The organism is Paenibacillus sp. NRS-1782 (assembly GCF_050467685.1).
Taxonomy (GTDB): domain Bacteria; phylum Bacillota; class Bacilli; order Paenibacillales; family Paenibacillaceae; genus Paenibacillus; species Paenibacillus terrae_A.
Map to the genome: position 1 here is coordinate 22,618 of NZ_JBITPH010000049.1, position 21,869 is coordinate 44,486.

The window sequence follows — 21,869 nt, forward strand, 5'->3', positions numbered from 1 at the left end:
TATCATAATGTGCTTCTATAATAGCAAGGCCATAAAATAGTCGAGCACAGGGATAAATTTTTCCTTGCTCGACTATTTTTTTATTTAATTTCACTTCCATCTCAAGGGCGCGATTTTTCAGTAGCTTGATAAGTATTCCCGCATCATCTGCTCTATGGAAGAGTTGCACTGAACGTATTGAGGCAAATTAGCCCCAACGTATACGCACCAATCCATAATGACACCTTTAACAACAACACACATGTCTTTAGTTATCTCTTCACATGTTCTTCCGTCCAAATAAAGAAACGTTCGAACAGTTGGGGCGAATTATTCTCCATCTACCTTTTTAAAAATGGTGAGTGGATCTGTGTACAAGAAAAATGTCGCAGATTGATTGATAAAATCGCCCATTCTTTGAGCAATCAATGCCAGTTCAGATTGATACATTCTAAACGCCGCTGTAGTATCGAACCACATGGTAGCCACTCCATCATAAGAAATGGTTTCTGTTGAACCAAAGTAATTCGATTCTCCGGCAGATACTTGCACATTGTTAATAAATCTTCTCAATTGACTTCTCACGCCTTCGTGACTCGTCATAATCTCATTATGGGCTTCAAACCACAAACGATTAAACTCCTCACTACTCAAAGTATCGTTCTTCTTGATAAAATAAAAGATCTTAATGCCACCAGGTGAAGGATTGGTCACCTCCACCTCCTCTTCGGTGACTAAAAAGGGTAACGATTTCCCGAGATCACTAAAATTAGGCCCATCAGGACCCACTACTTTGTGTACATACGGATCGGAAAATGTTTTGGCCATAGCCTCGGCATCTTCAAAATACAATTCAGTGACAGAGTCTCTTCCATATACAATTTTATATCCACCATCTAGCACATCACTTTTAGCACCATATGCAGCATCATATACATAATTTTGTATATACTCATATATGCCCAAGGGATTGGCGGATGTGATTTTATATCCATGAATATGCTTTACATAATCAATAAACTCTTCATGCGTCATATCAGGTCTTCTTGTGACTATTGCCATTTGTTTAATCATTGTCGGTTCCTCCATTATTGTCAAAATAGTAAAATTTCAAACTTTGTAATATGAGCTTTCAGTTTTATAGCTGCCTCTGCTTTAGAAAGGCTATTTTCTATATCAATCATTTCATCCGAAAGCTTCTCTGCATATCATCTGCTGAAATCATGATGTCCTTCAGGTTTTATATATACATATGCTTGAAAAGAAGTATACTTTTACGGCATTATAAATGAAAGAATCAATCTTCTACTACTGTATATTTAAACTACAATAAAGGGTGAAGTGTAGATGAAATATGATGAAGAAATTAAAGATCTCCGTGTCAGAAGGACACATACGTTTCTTTTGAATGCACTAGAGGAGCTTCTTAGTTATCCGAGGAAAGATTTCAACTCAATTACCGTTAAGGATATATGCGAAAAGGCAATGGTACATCGAACTACATTTTACAAGCATTTCGAGGACAAATATGACCTATTAAATTTAGGTTTTTTACAATTTCAAGATGAATTTAGGAAAAACATCTTAGAAGAACGTATACAAAAACCGTTTCAAACTATTGAGAAGAACTCTAAACGAAAAATGTTAGATATGATTGTCTTGAAACAAAAAAAAGATGATACTTTAATGAATATTTTAAAAAATCATATTAAGGAAATTCTGATGCTTGATTTCATAGAATTAAATCAAAGAGGTAAAAATTTCACAGTCCCTCTTGAAATCATTGCAGAGTTTTATGCCAGCGCTATTTCTTCCCTTAATATGTGGTGGATTCAAAATAGCAGGGATATATCGGCTGTTCAAATGGATGAATATTTTAATCAAATGATTAGGGATCGTAACGATGACTGAGATTTCAGACCTGCTCGAAAAAATGTACGGTCATCACTACACGCCACAGACGGTGTCGAACATGACAAAGGGGATGGTAGAGCATGTGGATGCTTTGCGAAGCGAACGCTAGCTCCGCGTTACGTGTGCGTCTATGTCGATGCCACCTATATTGCCGTGGGCATTCGCCAGGATGGCTCCAAGGAAGTCTTGACCTATACCGTAGCACCTACAGAGTCGGCCTACATTTGGAATGAGCTGTTACAGGACGTGAAAGCACGAGGAGTGGAAGTCCTCCTACCCCAAGGTAATCCAAGTCGTAACGCGAGAACCACAACCTCTTCACGTTCTATAGCTTTCCCAAACCCATCTGGAGAAGTTTCTGGTCTCCCCATTTGAGAGCTGCAACCAACGCTTCGCTACTCGTTGCCATATCGGCTTCGATCAAGCCCGTGCTGAACTCCAAGCCATGTTCACCACCACAGACTAATACCCCCTTCTACGGGAAAGGTTATTTTCATTTACACTAACTTCCTGATGCTCCCCTTCCGCACGCGTTGTACCACACACACCTTCAAACTCAAGCAATATACGCTTATCTATTAATTCCTTAGTAACGTTAATGGTCTTCTTATAGTAGACAACACTGCCAGAAACAAAACCATCTGCACTACCTGATGGATTTTTTGCATCCCTAGGTTTTGCTATACACGCATCATGTAGTAAATGTATAGGTTGCCATGTTTGTTCATAACCGTCTCCTTTATCTTGGCTGCTTCTATTCAATTGATTCCCTTACAGTCTAATTAAACAAGGATGTAAACAGGTCGTTAACTGGCTTATAAATTATCATGACCAGAAGCAATGGGCTCGGCACATTGATCTTGTACAAGGAGCAGACCACCGCACCAATGCCCGTGATCCACAACAAGCCCCAGACCAGAAGGTCACGAAGCCTGCATTCTCGTGTCAGCAAAGGCACATCGATGACCACACAAGCCGCCGCAACAGCCAGAAAAAGCAGTAACACCATTTCGCTCACTCCTTGATATCTTCAATAAAAGATTTATCTGTAAGGCCAATCCGGTTAATCGACACGCTGGCTTTGTAATGGATGGATAGCGATTTTAGGTAATTGTCTCCTTTTTCCTGTTGTAGCCTTGCCCAAGCTTGGGGATTGGCACGGTAGATCAACTGTCCAAAGCCCATAATATCCACATTGTAGGACTCATTAATTTGTTCGACTGCAGTTTTCATCCGCAAGATAATTAGTTCTTCCGATTTCCTTTCCAGCTCTGTAATTACACGATCTGCCTCCAGATTATCTTTGCTCATTACCTCTTCCACATTACACAAGGCCTTTACATGGATGTAAATATGGGGTTTGCCGTCAATAATCTTGACTTTACGTTTGGTATCTGTCTGTAGAGCTTCAATGACGATGGGCCGTCCGTCGTCTCCTTTTACAGGACCTGAGGTTTTGACAACGTTATTGGTGATATAATTGTAGCCAATCGTCTCGTTATCGTTTAACCACCCGATCATCTTGTCCTTTCGAAATATGGCTATATTACTGTAGCGTAATCTAGCTGTGGGCGAGCTATCTTCCACATTGCTCTTCCTAGAGCCCTCACTGATACTGCCAGACATTTTCACTCCGGTCAACACCGGATTCTTCCCCTCGTACAGTAAATCTTCAATAAAATGGTTCAAAGTAACAGCGACTGTTTTGGCCGATGTCTTATAGGATTTGTCCAGGGAATTATACAATTTACTTGCTGGCAATTTCTCTAGCGGGGTAAGGACCTTCAGGACATCTTCGGCAGTGGTGTCTTTGGCGACCATGGCGTAGAAATCATTACGCGGCTCGCGGCTCCGTTTCAGCATATCAAGTACCTCTTTAATTCCAGCCCGAGCAAGCTCCTCTCCGATTACCAGTATACGGATATGCCCATAATAGCTGGCTCTTGCACTCACGAGATTATATTTGCGCTGGGCTTCATAAATCGTGGGTACCGTGAAGGTAGATACAATCACCGGCACCCCGGCCCCTCCCGTCCCTCCTGCCGCCTGCGAGGTAATTGCTGAAGGAATAACCACCTGCAGTGTAACCTTATAGCCAGATTCAGCCTTATCCAGCCCCATTCCCAGCACAAAGGCCATGTCATTTAACTCCTGTCTTTCCCAGCACCCGCTGAGCAGCATGGGGACCAAAAGGACAAGCAGTAGTCGGGCAACAGTTTTACGGTTGTTGGGTCTCATCTGCCGACTCCTTTTGCTTGTCTGTGCTTTGGCGATCAAGGTTTTGAATCATACTATCTTCTGGCCTTGTCTTTAAAAGCGGCCAGGGGAAGCGAAAGATTGAATCCTTCAGATCATTTGAACGGTATGGCCCGATCGGACTCATATAAGGCATACCGAAAGAACGCAGACTCGCCAAATGCAGCACGATCAAAAAGACACCGAATAGTATTCCGTATAATCCAATAAAGCCAGCTAGTCCGATAAGAACAAAGCGAATGATTCTTGCAGCGATCGACATCCCCGTCTCTGGTATGACAAAACTGGATATAGCCGTAATGGATACAATGATAACCATTGCTGATGAGATAAAACCCGCTGCAACCGCCGCCTGGCCTATGACAAGCGTTCCAACAATGGATATCGCCTGGCCTATATTTTTTGGAATCCTCACTCCCGCTTCCCGCAGAATCTCATACGTTAATTCCATGAGCATCGCCTCCACAAATGCGGGAAAAGGAACATTTTCTCTCTGTGCGGCAAGGCTGATAACCAGATTGGTAGGGATCATCTCCTGATGATAAGTTGTAACTGCCACATAAAAAGAAGGGGCAAGCAACGTAATGAAAAAGGAAAGAAAACGGATAAACCGCAGCAAGGTGGCAATATCGGCCCGCTGATAATAATCTTCGGCGGATTGAAAAAAGGATACAAAAAAGGAAGGTACTAGCAGCACGAATGGTGTTCCATCCACAAGAATGGCCACTTTGCCTTCAAGAATTCCCGCTGCGATGGTATCCGGCCGGTCGCTGTTATAAATCGTGGGAAACGGAGTAGCAGTCGTATCTTGAATAAACTCCTCGATATATCCGCTCTCCAGGATACTGTCCGTATCTATTTTGGCCAATCTGCGCTTCACTTCCTGCACCAGGTCAGGGTTTGCGATGTAGGTGAGATACATAATGGATACGCTAGTTTGAGTCACCTTACCGATCTGGAAAGTTTCCAGCCACAATTGGCTGTCTTTAATCTTTCTTCGGAGCAATGCCGTGTTCGTCCGCAAATTTTCCGTGAATCCTTCCATCGGCCCACGTACAACTGATTGTGAACTGGGCTCTCCTACATTGCGGTCCTCCCATCCAGGCAGTCCGATCCGCAGGGCGCTGGATGTTCCGTCAACCAGCACCATGATATTACCGGATAGAAGTTCATAAACAAATTGCCCAAGGTCATACGTGACGGATAGATCCCCCGCAATCAGCATACGTTTTCGCAAAAGCTCAATCTTCTGATTAGCATCAAGATCTCTCATCTGCTCAGGGGTACAACGTTCCTGAAGCGAAAATAATATGGAGTTATGCAGAACCTGTGTATCAACAAGACCATCAATATAAAGCAAAGCGATATGCGTAGACTCATCCAATTCCAGCTTTTTAGTGATCAAATCAGTGCTTGTCCCGAGCAGTTGAACCAACTGCACCAAATTGTCCTCCAAGTGGTGTGATAATGTGCCAGTAATTGTATCCTTCATGTCACAACCTCCACATTCCGTGAGCAAACTACAAGTAGTATGACAGAAGAAGTAGATAATTATCCCCTTACTATTCCTTTTTGACCGTCAATTAATAATTATGTTATAAAATCACATACTAAAGGAAATGACAAAAGAAAACTTAAGGGGCAGTTTACAGCAGATTTGGAGGAGTCTCATGAATCTTGAAAAAGACCGGATCAGTACGACTCAAATGATGATACTCGGGTTTTTGTTACTTATCGGAGATACAGCACTTGTTTATCCAACGATAATGACAACGGGAGCCCACGAAGACGCTTGGATTGCTGGCTTGATTTGTATTCCGCTAGGACTTGCATGCATAAAGCTGATCGTATCTGCATCAAATATTGATCCAACTAAAACGATTATCGAACTTTCATTACAAGGATTAGGAAAATGGGTGGGTGGAGCTGTAGCATTGAGTTATTTATTCTTTTTCCTGCTTGAAACCTCCATCTATGTCAGAGAAATCGAAGATTTCATGTGCACACAGATTTACGAGGGAACACCCGGAGGGGTCATTCGATCCATGGCGATTATTCTGCTGGTGTATGGCTTGCGGCTGGGTCTTGAAACACTGGGAAGAGCAGCCCAGATTTTTTTCCCTTTCTTTGCGTTTTTTCTGATTTGCCTAATCGTTCTCCTGTTCCCCGAAGCCCAGATAGAGCGTATCTATCCTATTTTGAACACACCGCTTCCTGACATGCTGCACACCATTATGTTCGGCGTATTTTTTCCCTTTGGAGAAATGTGCGTGATCTTCATGGTGCTTCCCTATGTCCAAAAAAAAAGCAATACAAGCCGCAATATACTTATCTCCCTATTGATCGGGGCCGTTGCACTTAACCTCATTTTGTTTCTCTCCCTGACAGTGCTCGGGGCATATTTCTCAGAGCACGAATTTTACGCGGCCTATATTCTTGCCCAGAGAATCAACATTGCTAATTTTCTGCAGCGGATTGAGGCGTTAATGGCCACCACGTGGATCATTAGCACCTATTTCAAAACAGTGCTTTTTTTCCACGCATTTGTCTTGGGGACAGCTCAGATATTAAAGCTTAAATCCTATCGGCCCTTGATCTTTCCAGTAGCGTTTCTGATTTACGGACTGTCACACCTGATTGCCAAAAATATTATTTTCTACGTTAAGGAGGTTCCTCCCTACTGGTTGAACTGGGAGATCACCAATGCTTTTGCATTCCCCCTAATTCTGCTTGTTGTTTATCATATCAGGAAACGTATCAGTCACAACAACCAGCTAACATAACCTTCGGGTCAAAAATGGAGTAGCTCATGGACTGATTCTCCTTGTGTGGTAACTTTCATTCTACACGAATCAGGCCTTGGGCCCTTTTTTATTTATGTCCAGCGGGTGTTGCACTTCATATTACAATCCGCAATGACAAAGCTAATTACAGCGGACACAAAAGTAGACTCGTTAGCTATAGAAATCGTGTATTATAACATATAATTTGTATAATATATTGATCAATTTTGAGGTTCCATTATATACTATAATGAAATTTAGAATGAAGGGAAGGTTGAAATGTCTATAGCTTCGGGATTGAGCGAAACGGAGCGCGATCCATTCCACTTTTTACAAGGAGTCAAGGATTGTATCCCTACGTTGCTCGGTTATGTGTGCATTGGCTTCGCGGCAGGCATTGTGGGGGCCTCATCAGGTGTGAGCACGATGGAAATTGCCCTGATGTCGGCGCTTGTGTACGCAGGAGCTTCCCAATTTATTATGTGTTCCATGCTGGCTGCGTCCAGTCCCCCCTCTGTCATTATTTTAACGACATTCATTGTGAATGCCCGCCACCTGTTGTTAAGCGCATCGTTGGCTCCTTATTTCTCAAAATATTCATTATGGAAAAATATAGGTATTGGCGTTCTTCTGACGGACGAATCCTTCGGGGTAGCCTCTGATAAACTTGCCAAAGGTGGACAGATCAGTGATCGCTGGATGAATGGGCTCAATATAACTGCTTACCTCGTCTGGATTGCCTCCTGTGTGGCAGGAGGCATTCTCGGGAACTGGATTTCCCGACCGGAGGCATTTGGTCTGGATTTTGCCTTGCCGGCTATGTTTCTGGCTCTGCTTATTTCCCAACTGCAAAGCGTCCAGATCTCCAAGCTCAAGCACCGTCTGCTGCTCGTGCTGTGTATGACTGTTCTGATGTACCTTTTGTCCTGGTGGGTGCCATCGCATATCGCCGTCATTGTAGCTACTGTGATGACCGCAACGATTGGAGTGTTAACCGACAAATGAACATTGATCCCAACGTCATGTACATCATTATCGGCGGCATGGTCGTTACAGCCATTCCGAGAATCATTCCCTTCGTCGTACTGCAAAAGCTGGCTCTGCCCAAACCAGTGCTCCAATGGCTGTCCTACATCCCTATTTGCATTTTTACGGCGCTCGTCATGGAACATCTGCTCGTCCGAACGGAAGGCTCCGTCACTTTTAATTGGCAAGTGCTTATTGCGATCCTTCCTACACTGGTGACTGCCTTATGGAGCAAAAACCTGCTGGCTACCGTTATTGTAGGTATTGTGAGTATGGCTGTAGTTCGGCTGTTATGGCTGGGATAGAACAAAAGGTGCAGTCTCGTTTTACGGCTGCACCTTTTTGGATATTCATATTGTATTCTTTCCCCTGCATCCTTATACAAACTTGCGATGATGCTTCTTGCCATCGTATGAGAATAAAGCCTGCTTGCCTTCAATTATCGTTTCCAAATGAACGGTCCGCCCCCACAGCTGGTACACATACGGAAGCGTACGCTCCATATATTTTAAATCCAGCTCAATCCCTTCAAACTGATGCTTGAGCTTCAACTCACCAGTGTGTAGATAATCTCCATCCTCAACGACAATATAAGGGGACCCACCATTTACACGGGAGAACACAAGCTGGTCCCGTATGTTTTCCCACGATTTATCTGTGATTTTCCAATCCGGTCCCCGTTTCTCGAATACGTACAGATCCAAATCCTCCGTCAGTTGCTTGGTCATGTAATTGCGTATAAAAGAGGTGTCTGAGTCAAACTCACGTACCTCGAACATTTTAGCGCGTCCTTCGCCCGGTTTGCGTCCTTGTCGCTCCTGCTCTTCACGGGTTGGGTTATCCCATCGCTTTTCAATATCCTCAAATATTTTAAGCCCCAAATAATACGGATTCAGGCTTTGCTTGGAAGGCTGTACGACAGAAGCATTCAGCAGTGCGAATTCAACGGTTTCATCTCCGGTCAAATCCAATTCCCTGACAATCCGCTGATGCCAATAGGAGGCCCAGCCTTCATTCATAATTTTGGTCTCCACTTGGGGCCAAAAATACAGCATTTCGTCCCGCAGCATTGTCATGATATCCCGCTGCCAGTCCTCCAGCACCTCCGAAAATTCCTGAATAAACCATACGACATCCTTCTCCGGTTCAGGCGGGAACTGTCGTATCTGGATGCCTCCGCTTTCCGTCGAATCCGGCTGTGTCTTCACCGTGTCCAGTGACCACAGATCATCGTAAGGACCGTCCGGGCGCTGCCGTTTTCCCGGTTCCTTTTGCTCACGGACTTTAAGCTCCATATAGCGCTGTTTATCCAGATGCTGTGGTTTGATTAGCTGTGGATCAACATGCTCTTGTATCGCCAGTACCGAATCAATAAAGGATTCGACGGCCTTCGAACCGTATTCCATTTCATAACCGTTAATCCGGTCTGCCGTAGCGGACATGCTCTCCACCATATTGCGGTTGGAGGCCGAGAAGCGGGCATTGTGCTTGAAAAAATCACAGTGCGCCAGCACATGGGCGACAATCAGTTTATTCTGAACCAAAGAATTTCCCTCCAGCAGGAAAGCGTAGCAGGGATTGGAGTTGATGACCAGCTCATAGATTTTGCTCAGGCCAAAATCGTACTGCATCTTCATTTTATGAAATGTTTTTCCAAAGCTCCAGTGGCTAAACCGAGTGGGCATTCCGTAGGCTCCAAACGTGTAAACAATATCTGCCGGGCAAATTTCATACCGCATCGGATAGTAGTCCAGCCCGAATCCATTGGCAACCTCCATAATTTCAGCAATGGCGTATTCCAGCTCTTTCTGGTCGGTGCTCATCCCACCGTTCCCCCTTCCCGTTTGCGAAAAAAGGTGCGTAAGGCTTGGTATACCTCGCCCTTTTCCTTGATAACGTAATACATGAACTGATCCATTTTGATGTTCTTATAGGCCGACATCAGTGTGCTGCTGCGGTTATATTGATTCACTTCTCCATAGCCAAACATGTTGCTGCGCTTCATAAGCTCCTCAATTAGCTTTACGCACCGCTCGTTGTCCGAGGTCAGATTGTCGCCGTCCGAGAAATGGAAGGGATAAATATTATAGTTGGAAGGAGGATAGCGCTTGTCGATAATCTCCAGTGCCTTGAGATAGGCCGAAGAGCAGATGGTGCCGCCACTTTCTCCACGGGTGAAAAATTCTTCCTCCGTAACCTCTTTGGCTTCGGTATGATGCGCCAGAAAGACAATCTCCACCTTTTCATATTGACGGCGCAAAAAGCGGGTCATCCAGAAAAAGAAGCTGCGGGCGCAATATTTTTCAAAAGATCCCATTGAGCCTGAAGTATCCATCATCGCAATGATTACCGCGTTGGATTGGGGGATGGTTTTTTCCTCCCATGTTTTATAACGGAGATCGTCCGGACTGATATGATGAATGCCCGGGTTGCCCTCGCGTGCGTTACGGCGCAGATTTTCGAGAATCGTTCGCTTCTTGTCAATGTTGGCCTGCATGCCTTTTTTGCGTATATCATTGAATACGATGGACTCAACCTCAATCTGTTCCTTGTCTTTCTGCTGCAAATGCGGTAATTCCATATCCTCGAACAGCATATCTTCCAGTTCTTCCATGCTGACTTCCGTCTCCATGATATCGTGTCCGGGCTGGTCTCCGGCTTTATCGCCTTTACCGGGCTTCTGGGAAGCAGGATCGCGTCCGATGACATCACCCACCTGACTGTCGCCGTCCCCTTGGCCTACATGCTTTTGCTTCTGATAATTATAAATGAAGCGATATTCGTCCAGACTGCGAATCGGCACTTTAATAATCTGCTTACCGTCTGACATGATAATATTTTCTTCCGTAATCAGATCAGGCAGATTTTGCTTAATCACATCTTTGACCTTCTGCTGATGACGCTGCTGGTCCTGGTACCCTTTGCGATGCAGCGACCAATCTTCGCGGGATACGACGAATGAATATGGCTGACGTGGTTCCGGCATTGTTAGGCACCCCCCAAGTGGATACACGGCACAGTTTGGCCTTGTTGGTTATTAAGTATATTCACGGGGATGTACGATATGTGATGGAAGCCAAAAAACCTTTCCAATTTCAGGACGCTTGTTTCAGTTCGGATGAGGGGGGTGTATTATAATAATAGAAGAAATGACCCGTGGGTCATGTATGTAAGTTCATATATGCAAATGAGAACAGGAGTGTGGATATAGATGAACAGCCAACCTGGCTTTCGTGAAGTACGAGAAAGTGACCAGCAGGTATTCCCTATCGCCTGGTATGCCGTCGGCTGGTCCAAGGAACTGCGGGATAAGCCGCTTAAAAAGCGGCTGCTCGGCAAGGATATCGTATTGTACCGTGATAAACATCGGCAGGTACATGCCATACATGCGTATTGTCCGCATCGGGGAGCCGATTTGTCGCTCGGCTTTTGCCAAAACGGGCACATCACATGTCCTTATCATGCATGGTCCTTCGATGAGAATGGGCAGTGCGTGGATATCCCTGCTCATCCGGGGCGGGCTATTCCCGATTTTGCTCATACCTACGCCTATCCTGCGATTGAAAAAGCCGGGCTGCTGTGGGTGTATCCTCAGGCTATTGGCCCAGCATCCGGGCCGGGTACAGAGAGTGGTGCATCCACTTTGACACCTCCCCCGCTGGAGCTTTTTCCCGAGCTGGAGGACCCAAATCTTGTGATGTCACCCTACGATTCTGTATGGAAGGCACATCTGACAAGAGTTGTGGAAAGCGTGCTGGATGTCGCCCACCTGCCGATTGTACACAACAAAACTATTGGTAAAAAATCGTCTACCGACATCCATATCCAATTCGAAGCAGATCACGATCATATTCGGGTGAAAAACGGAAGCGGGCTATTGCAATACACCTTTCCGCAGCAATGGATTTTGACTCCCGCTGAGGAGGGACGCAGCAAGTTTATTAATTTCGTCACCTTCACCCCAATTGAGCAGGAAGTGACCGCCATCTACGGGCTGGCTGGACGTAACTTTGCCAAATTTGTACCGGGTATGAGCCGGATTTTTTCCAGATATAGTAGCAGAGTGCTGGAAGAGGATCGAACTGTGGTGGAAAGCCAGCATCCGCGTCCTATCCCTGAGGCGCTGCGCATGGAGGCGCACGTACCCGCAGACGGGCCTCAGGTTCGTTTTCGCAACCGCTGGTACGACTTTCTCGTTAACGATGAGCCTCGTGTCCGCCTGGACCAAGAATCGACGTGGTGAAGGGATGGGCAAGCGTCAAGCAACGGGCGTTCGTTCACAGCATCTTTTCTGCCTTATAGCCTATTCCATACACCGTCTGCAATAGCGACTGATGTGGCTCAAGCTTCCTGCGCAAGCGCTGGATGTGAATGTCCACCGTCCGTGTTCCACCTGCATAATCGTAGCCCCATATCTGCTCCAGCAGCTCGTCCCGCGTGTATACCCGCCCAGCGTGTGACACCAGAAGCGCCAGCACATCAAACTCCTTGGGTGTCAGCTCCAGCACTGTTTCCTCCAGTTCAGCCGTTCTGCTGGACGGGCGCACTCGTAACGGGCCAAGTATCGTTTCTGATCCCTCTGGCGTGGGCGCTCCTTCCCGTTCCAGCCTCCGTACCAGCGCCTTGATGCGGGCGAGCAGCTCTCGCAGATCAAAGGGCTTACTCATAAAATCGTCCGCGCCCAGCTCCAGCCCGAGCACCTTATCCACAATATCGTTTTTGGCAGTCAGCAGCAGAATACCGATGCCCTTCCGACTTTCCAAACGGCGGCACACCTCATATCCGCCCAGCTTGGGCATCATCACATCAAGCACCAGCACATCGGGGTGAAACAAACGGACTTTTTCCAATGCGTCCTCCCCGTCAACAGCGGTTTCTACCAAAAAACCTTCTCTTTGCAACGCATAGGCCAACGCATTGCGAATGCTGGGTTCATCGTCCGCTATTAATATTTTTTTATCCATGTCTTTTCCTCCCTGCCCCATAAACCAACCGATTCAGCCTACTTATGTTCTCGCAAATAATAATGAATCAGACTGGTATGGCATATGAACTGCTCGCGTGGATCGTTGAGATCAAAATCCGCAATGTCACGAATCCGTTCCAATCTGTATTTGACCGAATTACGATGTATAAAAAGATAATTCGCTGTATCCATCAGACTGCCCCTATTTTCCAAATAATAAAATAACGTTTTAAGCAAATCGCTGCCATGAGACCGATCATACTGCTGGAGTTTGCCCAGCTTACGTTCAAACAAATCGGCAAATTCCTCTTTGTTCATTGCTTCCCCAAGCATATAGTGCATTTCGATATCTCCGAATATACATACACGTCTATCGGGGTACAGCCGCTGGGAGACGGTGATGGCACGTCGTGCCTCATTATAGCTTTGCATCAGCTCCCACAGCTTTTTGGTACTTCCAATGCCTATATAATAATCGCCCGTTCCCAGTGCTTTTTCACTGTTCCAGCTCTTTAGCGTTTCAGCCCAGGTTAGTCCCTGATCAGCGCCAGCCCCGTCATGGTGGTCATTCGGATGAAGAGTAGGTAAAAATAGTATCGCCCGATTGGAACGGAACTCAATATGAGATACCACACGCCGCCGGATGGATTCCTGACTCAGCAATCCAGACAGAATCTCTTCTGGCGGAGCGGTAGCACTTTCCAGTACAGCGACCTCCCAATCATATGCCGGGTTAAATCCCAGTTGACGCCCTCTCCGCTCAACCTCATGTCGCAATGGTACCGGAGGGGTCATCAACTCATCAATAAAGTTACCCCGTAGCCGGCTTTCTGTATCTTCTACTGCCTTTTCACGCATTAATTCCAGTGCCATGACCAGACGTGCCTGCTCAATCCCCACCTGCTCCATATCATCCAGCTCATTGCGGGCAATGACCAGCTTGGCAACCGTGCGTTTATCGACATTAATCGGAAAATGACGGGAATCCTGCGCCTCCATCCAATTCCATTCCTGTGGTGAAGTGACGATGGCTCGGCCTCCATTATTAATCAAAGCAACCGGGGCTTTAAGCAGCTCTGCTATATTATCGCTTACAGCCTGTATACCGCTGTTCTCCAGCACCATCGTTGTTAAGGTCCGATATATTTCTTCCGAGCGTCGCAGCAGCTCTGCCTGCTGATTCAACACCATATCCATGACTCGCTGTGTAATATCCGTATATGGAATATCGGCCGGAATCTCAATCACGGGCAGTCCACAGGCATTGCTTTCCTCCAGCGCACTGCGGGGAATTTCCTTGAGAAAGCGGGTCGGCTTGATCGCAAGTGCTGCGGCCCCGCCCTGATGCAATAATTGAATAATTTGACACAATACCTCAGGCTCATGACGAATGGAATAAGCAGTTGTCATCAATAATACGCCTTCCCTGATCCAGCCCTTCAAGTCAGGGACCTCCATAATATCAATAAAACGGACAAACCGATTTAGCCCTTGCTCTCCGCTTAGTACCTTCGCCTCCTTCAATACGGGCATTGTCATAAGCTCCTGAACGGTTACACCCGGTATTTTCATATGGACAGACCACCTTGCTATTTATTTTGCGGTAACGGCACATATATTCAGGATTTTGCAAAGTTCTCGCCTAACTTAATTTTCAGGATAGTGTACCAAAAAAGTTTACAAAACAAAACCTTTTACCGGATGGAACGCAAATAAACCGCCCGATCAGGAAAAGGCGGCTTAATTCAATACCCTATTATTTTATAAGTCAGGCTTATCCTGCCTGGACTTCATCATTCTCCCTCTGCCAGTGCACCGATGCAGCTGCGCCGAGCGCCACAATCGGATCAATGGCACGGATGCCCAGCCTGCGCTCCAGCTCCGGTGCGAAGTTCATCGTCACAAAACCCGTACAGGCCAGAACGATGGCCTCTGCTCCCTTCTCCTGAAGCCGTAGCGCCGCTGCCATCGCCTCCTCCTTGCCATGCGGAGTGTTCAGGTCCAGCGTCGTACGCACACCCTCTGGGCGCTCTGTGCCGATATAAGACTCACCCAGGATGCGGCGGATCAACGGAGGCGTCTCCTCCAAAATAGTCAACACACCAATACGACTGGCCGCTGTCAATGCCAGATGCGCCGCACAGGAGCCTGCGCCGTACACAGGTACATTCACCGCCTTACGGGTTTCCTCCAACGCCGGATCAGCCGCACAGCTAATGCCAATAGACGTGCAGCCCTGCTCGACGAGCTGTTGCGCTGCGACCACAATTTTAGGCACCGATTCCCGATTCGTTGCATCGTCATAGATTCCCTGTGGCTGGTCAGGGATACATATACTGCTGACAGATAGCCCGTAGCGCTGCTCGATGACCCGGCCGTGAAGACCAATTGCGACTTCGTCTTGCATAGTAAGCACTCTGATCATTCCGAGCATGATGAATTCCTCCCCGTTTTACAGCTCCTGCTGTTTCTCATCCACCTAGCGCTCCAGCAGCTGCCCAGCTTTCATAATCAGGCGGTCATCCAGATACACATCCGGTCGCTGAACGACACTGTCAATATGTACACCCGCAGCGATGGTCCCACCAAAAGTATTATTGCTGCCAAAAGCCACATGAATCGTGCCGTACACCTTCTCATCTTCCAGTACGACACCCGTAATACGCGCTTTATCATTTGTTCCGATACCGAATTCTGCCAGCATTCTGCCGTCACCTTCACCCAGCATTTCCAGCAGGGGCTGCCCTGCTTCCCCTTCTGCGGCTATCAACCTGCCGTTTTCGACCGTCAGCAGCAGCGGCTCCTTCAAGGCACCGATTCCTGCAACAGAGCCGTCCACCACAATCTGCCCTTGCGCCATTCCCTCCAGCGGAGCAATATACGCTTCACCGGAAGGAAGGTTGCCGGATTCGCCAGGGTTCAGATACATGCCTGTGCTGGGCACGCCGTTGCGACCCTCAATGGTAAAGCTCAGGCTGTACCCATCCTTCTCGATCCGCACCTGCTTGGCAGCTGTCAATAATGCGGTCACCTCCTCGGTCAGCGCCTTGACCTTCGGATAATCAGCAGCAATCGCCCCGTTCATGAACATATCGTCCGTCATGCCAGGCATCGTCGCCAGACGCGCTCCAGCGGCTGCGGCTTGCTTGCGGGCATGGGTATGGGTCAGCGAATACCGGGTGACGCATACAACAACATTGGAGCGAAGCATGGCTTCGGCCACAGGTGCCGGAGGCTCCTCCCCTGATTTGGAGCGTACCTTCATCGTTAAAATAGCAGCTTCTGCGCCTAGCGCCTTGCCAGCTTCATAAATGGACTCGCCCAATTCCTTTTTATCATCGTCCGTTACGACCAGAAGCGTCTCTCCAGCAGCTAGTCCCAAACATTTTTGCAATACATTTTTACTAATTTCAACACGTTGTTGGCTCATATTCCTTACCTCCTATTTTCAGTCAACTTATACGCTTACACCATTTCTGATACCAGCTTGCCGATCAGGGCATTGGACAATACGACGGGAACCCCGGCGTAACGCGCCGCCAGTTTCCGGTGAACATCCGTATACCCCATACAATCCAGCACGATAAGATCAGCCTGATCCTTGAAATGCCCGGCTGCCTGGCGAAATTCCTCTTCACTGCCGTTGTAAGGCGAGGCCGCTGCAAACCCCGGATTCATTCCGTGAGGACTGAATTTGAGCTTGAGATTGTCCTTCTGCTCTTCCAGCGGACCAATCAGACCGACCCGTCGTCCGCCGGACATCGCCTTAATCACAGGAGGAAGCACATGGTCCGGCTCAATTAAAAAGGCAGTTCGGGTATGCAATCCCGGAAATACGCCGGTACATAGCAATAAAATCGTACGGATGCCCTGTTCTTCCATGCGCGTGATTTTCTCCTGAAGCAGCGGCTGGATTTTTTCGCGTGCTATAACCACCGACTCGCCAGTCGTCAGGCGGGAGGTCAATACATACTCTCCCGGCGACGGAGACAAATGCTCTTGTATATAAGCAAAAGAAAGACCGTCCAGCGCACCTGCCTGTACCAGTTCTGCACGTCCTTCCAAAGCCCGTTCCACGATAGGAGCCACATCTGTCCGGGGAGCTTGCCCAATCGTAATCATCCCAAGCTTATTCATCTTCAATCCCCTGCTTCCCCTGCGATAAAGCCTGTGGTTACGATTTGCATGCCAATAATAGCCCCCAGAACGCTTGTAGCCACCATGAGAATAAATGCAAAAGGCTCAAACGTTTTCGGGTGACGTTTTTCTTTTTCTTTTTCCATATGACCCTCCTATGGCTTAGACATGATGTGATGTATTTCTTCATCTGTTGAGTAGGTTTAACTTATGTTACTGCAACTTTCCTTCCATAAACAATGTTCGTCCTGACCAAAACAAAGGCTTGTTTATTGTGCATACAGAATAAAAGACGATATATATAGCGCTATCATGACATTTCACCCCTTCATCGTGTTAATGAATATAACATGAATCTAGAAGAACGTGTATAGCCCTTTAAAACAGCACCTATTACCTCATCATGAATAGACTGATAACTAACAGAGGATTACCTTTTTCTTTAATCACAAGTCAAGTGAGGTTCTTATGACGAAATCATATACCAAAGCACAGATTCGCAAAATCACCAGTCGTTTCGGTCTGTTCCCGTTAAAATCAAGCTTAGTCTCATCACTATACCGGAAAAATGCAGTAATCCAGGTGAAAACGAAAAAGGGAACTTATGCATTAAAGCCCTTTAGCCGTACTAGGATGGTCCGCTCAAATACAATCCAACAGATGGAGCAGGCTGCAAGCATGATCAGGCTTTTGAAAAAGAGGAAGTATAGCTACATGCCCGCGTGGCTTCCAACACATTCAGGGGAGCTATGGACTTTACATCAAGGAACGCCATTTTATATGAGTCAGTGGATCAAGGGGCGGGGATTGGAAAATGCTGAAGATTTCGAAAAACTTGGGTGGGCACTTGCCACGCTTCATGCCACGTCCACTGGCTTGCATCAGATTGGAAGGGGGAAATCCCCTACGTTACAACAATTGCGGATATGGAAAAAACAGGACCGTCTTTTTCAACGAAAAATATCGAAAATCAGCCGTCATGACAAAGAATATGGCAACTGGTACAACGCTCACGGCAAAGACTGCAAACGTTTAGCTAGGCGGGCATGGAAGGATTTGCAGGACACATCCATTGTTAAGCTGCTTCAGAAGGAAAACCGTTCCCCCGCTTTGATACACAGCGACATCACGATCCCCAATGTCATGATTTCAGATGATAGTGAACTCAAAATCATTGATTGGGATCGGGTTAAGGTCGGCTCAGTCTATGCAGATCTGGCGAAGGCCCTTATGAATACGACCCAATTCAATCCTAAATTTGTGCAATCCTTGCTGAAGGGATACCAAAAACGCAAACCACTAAGCCAAACTGAACGAAAAATGGTTACAGCCTTATATAAGCTGCCACGTGAAGCGTGGCATGCCTCCCTACACCCGAATCGCTCAAGAGACCGCGAGATCCTGGACAATTGGGATCAATCGTGGCCCCTTCGCTTACAAATTATTCATATTTTACAAGAATGGGTCCATGCATAAAAGAAAGCGAGGATCAAAATGTCGATTTTATCGAACGTCGAGCAGATGTACGGAATCAAAATTCAACATACTCGTCAAGTGAAGGACATATACAAGATTGAGACCGCCCACATGACCTATTGCTTAAAGCCCTACAGCTTTTCGGAAGATGAAATTCGTTTTATTACACGCGTGTTGTCCTTCTTGGATGAGCGCGGGTTTACCCATAGCCAAAAGGTCTATCCGACAGTGCAGCAATCCGCTTATATGACCCATGAAGGCATTTCGTATACCTTAACCAATTGGGTGGATGGACGAAGACCAAAATTCAAAAAAAAAATAGATTTCAAAAAGGGAATTTCCACCTTAGCCAAATTTCACTCCAGCGCCGTAGGCTTTCCTGTCACCGAAGCTCCGGCAGCCAGAATACGTTACGAGGGCTTGGGTGATGAAATTGCTGGATACAAAAAACGCCTCCGTCCGTACAAAGGCACAGCACATCTTGTGGCTCTCTGTGAAGAAGTGTCGAATCATTTACAGCAGCCCAAAGTTCGAGAAGCAATCGACTCAGAGCAAAAAGCTGCCGCATTTATACATGGCGATTACAATTATCCCAATCTGATTAAAGACAGACAGCTCAAGATTCATTTAATCGATTTTGAAAATTGCTCCCTGCACGTAAGAATGAAAGACTTGTCCCATCTTCTTCATCGAAATTGTCTTTGGAACGGGACCAAGATGCTGCGCGCGGTCGACTACTATCAACGATATCGTCCGTTAAGCGCCCATGATTTACATTTGCTTCACACACTTTTGATCTCTCCCTATCATGTGGTCCGCAACATCAGAATAGGCGGCATCCATTCTGCCAAACGTGTTATTCCATCATTCGTGCAGTTAAACAAATACCGACGTGAACTTAGAGCGCTGCTATAATCTGTCGGCTTGGAACTAAACAGGAAAACAGACCTGATGAAACGGTCTGTTTTTTTATGTTCTGACAACGATTTATGGGAAATCTACATGCCACTGAACCCAGTCCACTTGCTGATTGTACCGGTACAATCAAAAATTTATAGCATTGTTATCAATACGCCCCCCTTCTACAATGAGGCTTAGACCCAATAGATCATTTGTTCCGAAAAGAGAATTGGGGAAACTAACAACAGAGGTGACTCCACATGTACATTATGACAAAAGAAGACATAAAAGCTTATCTAAACAGGATCGGAATTGAAGACATTCTGCCTCCTACTAAATCCTATTTATTTGAGCTGCATAAGGCCCATGTGAAACATCTTTCGTGGCAAACGGTGGACATTTTTGCAGGAAAGCCGGCAGACATTGGTTTTCAAGAATCCGTTCAACTTATTTTACAGGGGAGAAGCGGTTATTGTTTTCATCTGAATGGTGCCTTCAGCGCACTACTACATTCACTGGGCTACAAGGTCAGCCTGCATCGTGCAGGGGTTCAGCCTTTAGGGGCAGAGCCACGCATCAATTCATTTCATCTTGGGTTAACGGTGAACTTGCTAAATGAGCAGCAAGAAGATGAAGTATGGATTGTTGATGTCGGTTTAGGCGATATGCCATATGAGCCTGTTCCACTCCGTATGGGCACTTATGAACAAGCCCCTCTTCAATATAAGGTTACGGAGTCCGGGGTTGTTGCAAAAGGCTGGCGGTTAGAGCATGATTCGCTTGCTTCATTTGTCGGCGTTGACTATGACCCTACGGTTGTTCGGGATTTGGAAGAGTTTATGCCAAAACATCATTTCTATAGCCGCTCAGCGGATTCTCCATGGTTCAACCTGTTTCTAATTCGGCAAAGACAAGCATTAGAGACGAATGAACTAAGAGGCTGCATTTGGAAAAACCACGGGCTGAACGGATTGGAAAAAATAGAGCTGGATCATAAATCGCAGTGGTTGGAAGTGTTGGCAGATGTGTTTGGTGAGCCGCTTGTTAACTATAGTCACCAGGAACGGGACGAGTTATGGAAAAGGGTATTTGCGGCTCATACTGAATGGAAGAAATCAATCATTTCCTTATAAGTTTTGCGCTCTTCCTCGGTTGCGTTGATTGGACCGCCACGGAGGAAGAGCGTTATTTTCCCGTCTTGCTCAAAGAAAGAACATACCGATATCTCATTCTATCCTCTCACACCTACATCATTTCACCAGGATGTTGAAGCGTTTCCAGTTCCTTCACCATATTTTCGATCAGCTTTGTGAATGAAGCCAATTCCTCAGAACTAGAGGCCTGTTGTCGGGCGCTGGCTGTTGTGGCAGCCGTTTCGGATTGCACACTGTTCAACATATGGGTAATATCCAGTACCTTGCACTGAATTTGCTCCTGAGCCTGCTTGGAATTGGATGCCAGCTTGCGTACTTCCTGTGCCACAATCTGAAACCCGCGCCCTGCTTCCTGCGCATGTGCTGCTTCAATCGCCGCATTCAGTCCCAGCAAGTGTGTCTGATCCGACAGCTCGCGAATCGTGCCGCTCATCTGCTCAATATGCTTGATCTCATCACCCAACTGCTGTACCAATTCTTCCGTATGCTCTTGCGAAGAGACTGTTGTACGGGCACTATCTGCTATATTATCTGTATTTCCACGCAATTCGGCAATCATTCCAGTCAAATTTTGAGCAATTCGGGAAACAACGGTTAATACTTGTGTTTGCTCATCAGCCAGCTCGTTAATTTGCTCCTTTTCCTTCTTCTGATAAGCTTCCAGCACAAGCTGGGAGTCCAGATTGAACATTTTGGAAAGAGCATGAACAATCGGATACCAATCGTCGATCCCCGAATGCTTCAAAATATCTACTGCAATGTCCAAGTAAGTTATGTATGTGCCCAAATAATAATCCGAGGACAGACCAATGCGGGAATGCACCTGACCTACAAAAAGACGGTGCTCTATAAATGGTTCATCTATTTTCCCGTCTGCCAGAGAAAGCCAGTATTCTCGTTGTGTTTCCTTTAAGCGTTCAATATTGGACCATTTGGAGATAATCGACATGAGGTGCGGGACCTTTTCCACATGATCATAAAATCGATCCACCACCTCATCCACAATAGATTGGAACAAACCCTGATGGAGATGCAATAAAGCCAAATCATCATCCGTGATTCCAATATATTGAATCTGTTTTAATCTACTTTCAGCTACATCAATCATAAGGTTCCTCCAAATAAATAGTTTACATCCATTTAACATTACCATATTTATCGACGCATTTTTTTGGAAAATGTTATAAATTAGTGGATTCATTGTGACTTTTCACATATTAATGATGGACAAGCACCTGAAATAACTCCTTCATGATAAAAAAAGAATCCGGTAGCAAG

Annotated in this window: 22 protein-coding genes and 1 pseudogene; 9 read left to right on the forward strand and 14 right to left on the reverse strand. The window is 46.2% G+C overall.

The genetic code is table 11. The features are described 5' to 3' along the window. Positions 1-309: 309 nt before the first annotated feature. Entirely contained in the window at positions 310-1,053 is a 744-nt protein-coding gene (locus tag ACIFQM_RS18850; protein WP_430041017.1) for an EthD domain-containing protein, read from the reverse strand. A 273-nt stretch (positions 1,054-1,326) separates the two neighbouring features. Here ACIFQM_RS18850 and ACIFQM_RS18855 point away from each other — a divergent pair, with 273 nt between their 5' ends. Together ACIFQM_RS18855 and ACIFQM_RS18860 are read left to right on the forward strand one after the other, a co-directional pair. Further along, positions 1,327-1,890 (forward strand): TetR/AcrR family transcriptional regulator, encoded by a 564-nt coding sequence (locus ACIFQM_RS18855; RefSeq protein ID WP_430041016.1) that lies wholly within the window; start codon positions 1,327-1,329, stop codon positions 1,888-1,890. Beyond that, a pseudogene (locus ACIFQM_RS18860) lies at positions 1,877-2,169 on the forward strand (transposase); the annotation flags it as partial. The gene ACIFQM_RS18855 and the pseudogene ACIFQM_RS18860, both read left to right, overlap by 14 nt. Positions 2,170-2,355: 186 nt before the next feature. On the opposite strand, the gene ACIFQM_RS18865 reads toward ACIFQM_RS18860, so the two are convergent. From ACIFQM_RS18865 to ACIFQM_RS18880, 4 genes are read right to left on the reverse strand one after another with little or no spacing between them, the layout of a single operon-like run. Further along, the gene (locus ACIFQM_RS18865) at positions 2,356-2,655 is read right to left on the reverse strand and encodes a hypothetical protein (RefSeq protein WP_430041015.1); all 300 of its coding nucleotides are present in this window, start codon (positions 2,653-2,655) and stop codon (positions 2,356-2,358) included. 16 nt (positions 2,656-2,671) lie between these two features. Further along, on the reverse strand, positions 2,672-2,902 hold the full coding sequence (locus tag ACIFQM_RS18870; RefSeq protein WP_430041014.1) for a hypothetical protein: 231 nt from the start codon (positions 2,900-2,902) through the stop codon (positions 2,672-2,674). Positions 2,903-2,907: 5 nt separating this feature from the next. Next, positions 2,908-4,131 (reverse strand): Ger(x)C family spore germination protein, encoded by a 1,224-nt coding sequence (locus tag ACIFQM_RS18875; protein ID WP_430041013.1) that lies wholly within the window; start codon positions 4,129-4,131, stop codon positions 2,908-2,910. After that, the gene (locus ACIFQM_RS18880; RefSeq protein WP_430041012.1) at positions 4,112-5,641 is read right to left on the reverse strand and encodes a spore germination protein; all 1,530 of its coding nucleotides are present in this window, start codon (positions 5,639-5,641) and stop codon (positions 4,112-4,114) included. Before ACIFQM_RS18880 ends, ACIFQM_RS18875 begins: the two co-directional genes overlap by 20 nt. Before the next feature lie 178 nt (positions 5,642-5,819). Here ACIFQM_RS18880 and ACIFQM_RS18885 point away from each other — a divergent pair, with 178 nt between their 5' ends. The 3 genes from ACIFQM_RS18885 (at position 5,820) to ACIFQM_RS18895 (ending at position 8,263) form a co-directional block, all read left to right on the forward strand. Further along, entirely contained in the window at positions 5,820-6,932 is a 1,113-nt protein-coding gene (locus ACIFQM_RS18885; protein WP_430041011.1) for a GerAB/ArcD/ProY family transporter, read from the forward strand. 279 nt (positions 6,933-7,211) lie between these two features. Then, complete coding sequence (locus ACIFQM_RS18890; RefSeq protein WP_430041010.1) at positions 7,212-7,937, forward strand: AzlC family ABC transporter permease; 726 nt, start codon at positions 7,212-7,214, stop codon at positions 7,935-7,937. Further along, on the forward strand, positions 7,934-8,263 hold the full coding sequence (locus ACIFQM_RS18895) for an AzlD domain-containing protein (protein ID WP_044647499.1): 330 nt from the start codon (positions 7,934-7,936) through the stop codon (positions 8,261-8,263). The genes ACIFQM_RS18890 and ACIFQM_RS18895 overlap by 4 nt, the downstream gene beginning before the upstream one ends. Before the next feature lie 72 nt (positions 8,264-8,335). On the opposite strand, the gene ACIFQM_RS18900 is transcribed toward ACIFQM_RS18895, so the two are convergent. Both ACIFQM_RS18900 and yhbH read right to left on the reverse strand, forming a co-directional pair. After that, positions 8,336-9,781 carry a SpoVR family protein gene (locus ACIFQM_RS18900; protein WP_430041009.1) on the reverse strand — a complete coding sequence of 482 codons (1,446 nt, stop codon included), beginning with the start codon at positions 9,779-9,781 and terminating at the stop codon, positions 8,336-8,338. After that, the gene (gene yhbH, locus ACIFQM_RS18905) at positions 9,778-10,944 is read right to left on the reverse strand and encodes a sporulation protein YhbH (RefSeq protein ID WP_430041008.1); all 1,167 of its coding nucleotides are present in this window, start codon (positions 10,942-10,944) and stop codon (positions 9,778-9,780) included. Before yhbH ends, ACIFQM_RS18900 begins: the two co-directional genes overlap by 4 nt. Positions 10,945-11,169: 225 nt before the next feature. Between yhbH and ACIFQM_RS18910 the strand changes: the two genes are divergently transcribed. Further along, positions 11,170-12,201, forward strand: a complete 1,032-nt coding sequence (locus ACIFQM_RS18910) for a Rieske 2Fe-2S domain-containing protein (protein WP_430041007.1) — start codon at positions 11,170-11,172, stop codon at positions 12,199-12,201. 34 nt (positions 12,202-12,235) lie between these two features. Here ACIFQM_RS18910 and ACIFQM_RS18915 read toward each other — a convergent pair whose 3' ends face one another. The 6 genes from ACIFQM_RS18915 to ACIFQM_RS18940 form a co-directional block, all read right to left on the reverse strand. Further along, positions 12,236-12,922, reverse strand: coding sequence for a response regulator transcription factor (locus ACIFQM_RS18915; RefSeq protein WP_430045512.1), 687 nt, complete (start codon positions 12,920-12,922; stop codon positions 12,236-12,238). A gap of 38 nt (positions 12,923-12,960) precedes the next feature. After that, on the reverse strand, positions 12,961-14,496 hold the full coding sequence (locus ACIFQM_RS18920) for a PucR family transcriptional regulator (protein WP_430041005.1): 1,536 nt from the start codon (positions 14,494-14,496) through the stop codon (positions 12,961-12,963). A 202-nt stretch (positions 14,497-14,698) separates the two neighbouring features. After that, the gene (locus ACIFQM_RS18925; protein WP_430041004.1) at positions 14,699-15,358 is read right to left on the reverse strand and encodes an aspartate/glutamate racemase family protein; all 660 of its coding nucleotides are present in this window, start codon (positions 15,356-15,358) and stop codon (positions 14,699-14,701) included. Between the two features lie 45 nt (positions 15,359-15,403). Beyond that, on the reverse strand, positions 15,404-16,354 hold the full coding sequence (locus tag ACIFQM_RS18930) for an aminopeptidase (RefSeq protein ID WP_430041003.1): 951 nt from the start codon (positions 16,352-16,354) through the stop codon (positions 15,404-15,406). Between the two features lie 35 nt (positions 16,355-16,389). Then, positions 16,390-17,061 (reverse strand): AroM family protein, encoded by a 672-nt coding sequence (locus ACIFQM_RS18935; RefSeq protein ID WP_430041002.1) that lies wholly within the window; start codon positions 17,059-17,061, stop codon positions 16,390-16,392. A 2-nt stretch (positions 17,062-17,063) separates the two neighbouring features. Beyond that, positions 17,064-17,207, reverse strand: coding sequence for a hypothetical protein (locus ACIFQM_RS18940; protein ID WP_430041001.1), 144 nt, complete (start codon positions 17,205-17,207; stop codon positions 17,064-17,066). 322 nt (positions 17,208-17,529) lie between these two features. Between ACIFQM_RS18940 and ACIFQM_RS18945 the strand changes: the two genes are divergently transcribed. From ACIFQM_RS18945 to ACIFQM_RS18955, 3 genes are all read left to right on the forward strand, one after another. Further along, the gene (locus tag ACIFQM_RS18945) at positions 17,530-18,537 is read left to right on the forward strand and encodes a phosphotransferase (RefSeq protein WP_430041000.1); all 1,008 of its coding nucleotides are present in this window, start codon (positions 17,530-17,532) and stop codon (positions 18,535-18,537) included. A gap of 18 nt (positions 18,538-18,555) precedes the next feature. Then, on the forward strand, positions 18,556-19,452 hold the full coding sequence (locus tag ACIFQM_RS18950; RefSeq protein WP_430040999.1) for a phosphotransferase: 897 nt from the start codon (positions 18,556-18,558) through the stop codon (positions 19,450-19,452). 245 nt (positions 19,453-19,697) lie between these two features. After that, complete coding sequence (locus ACIFQM_RS18955) at positions 19,698-20,570, forward strand: arylamine N-acetyltransferase family protein (RefSeq protein WP_430040998.1); 873 nt, start codon at positions 19,698-19,700, stop codon at positions 20,568-20,570. A gap of 112 nt (positions 20,571-20,682) precedes the next feature. Here the strand turns inward: ACIFQM_RS18955 and ACIFQM_RS18960 are convergent, their stop codons facing one another. Further along, on the reverse strand, positions 20,683-21,699 hold the full coding sequence (locus ACIFQM_RS18960; RefSeq protein WP_430040997.1) for a protoglobin domain-containing protein: 1,017 nt from the start codon (positions 21,697-21,699) through the stop codon (positions 20,683-20,685). Positions 21,700-21,869 lie beyond the last annotated feature (170 nt).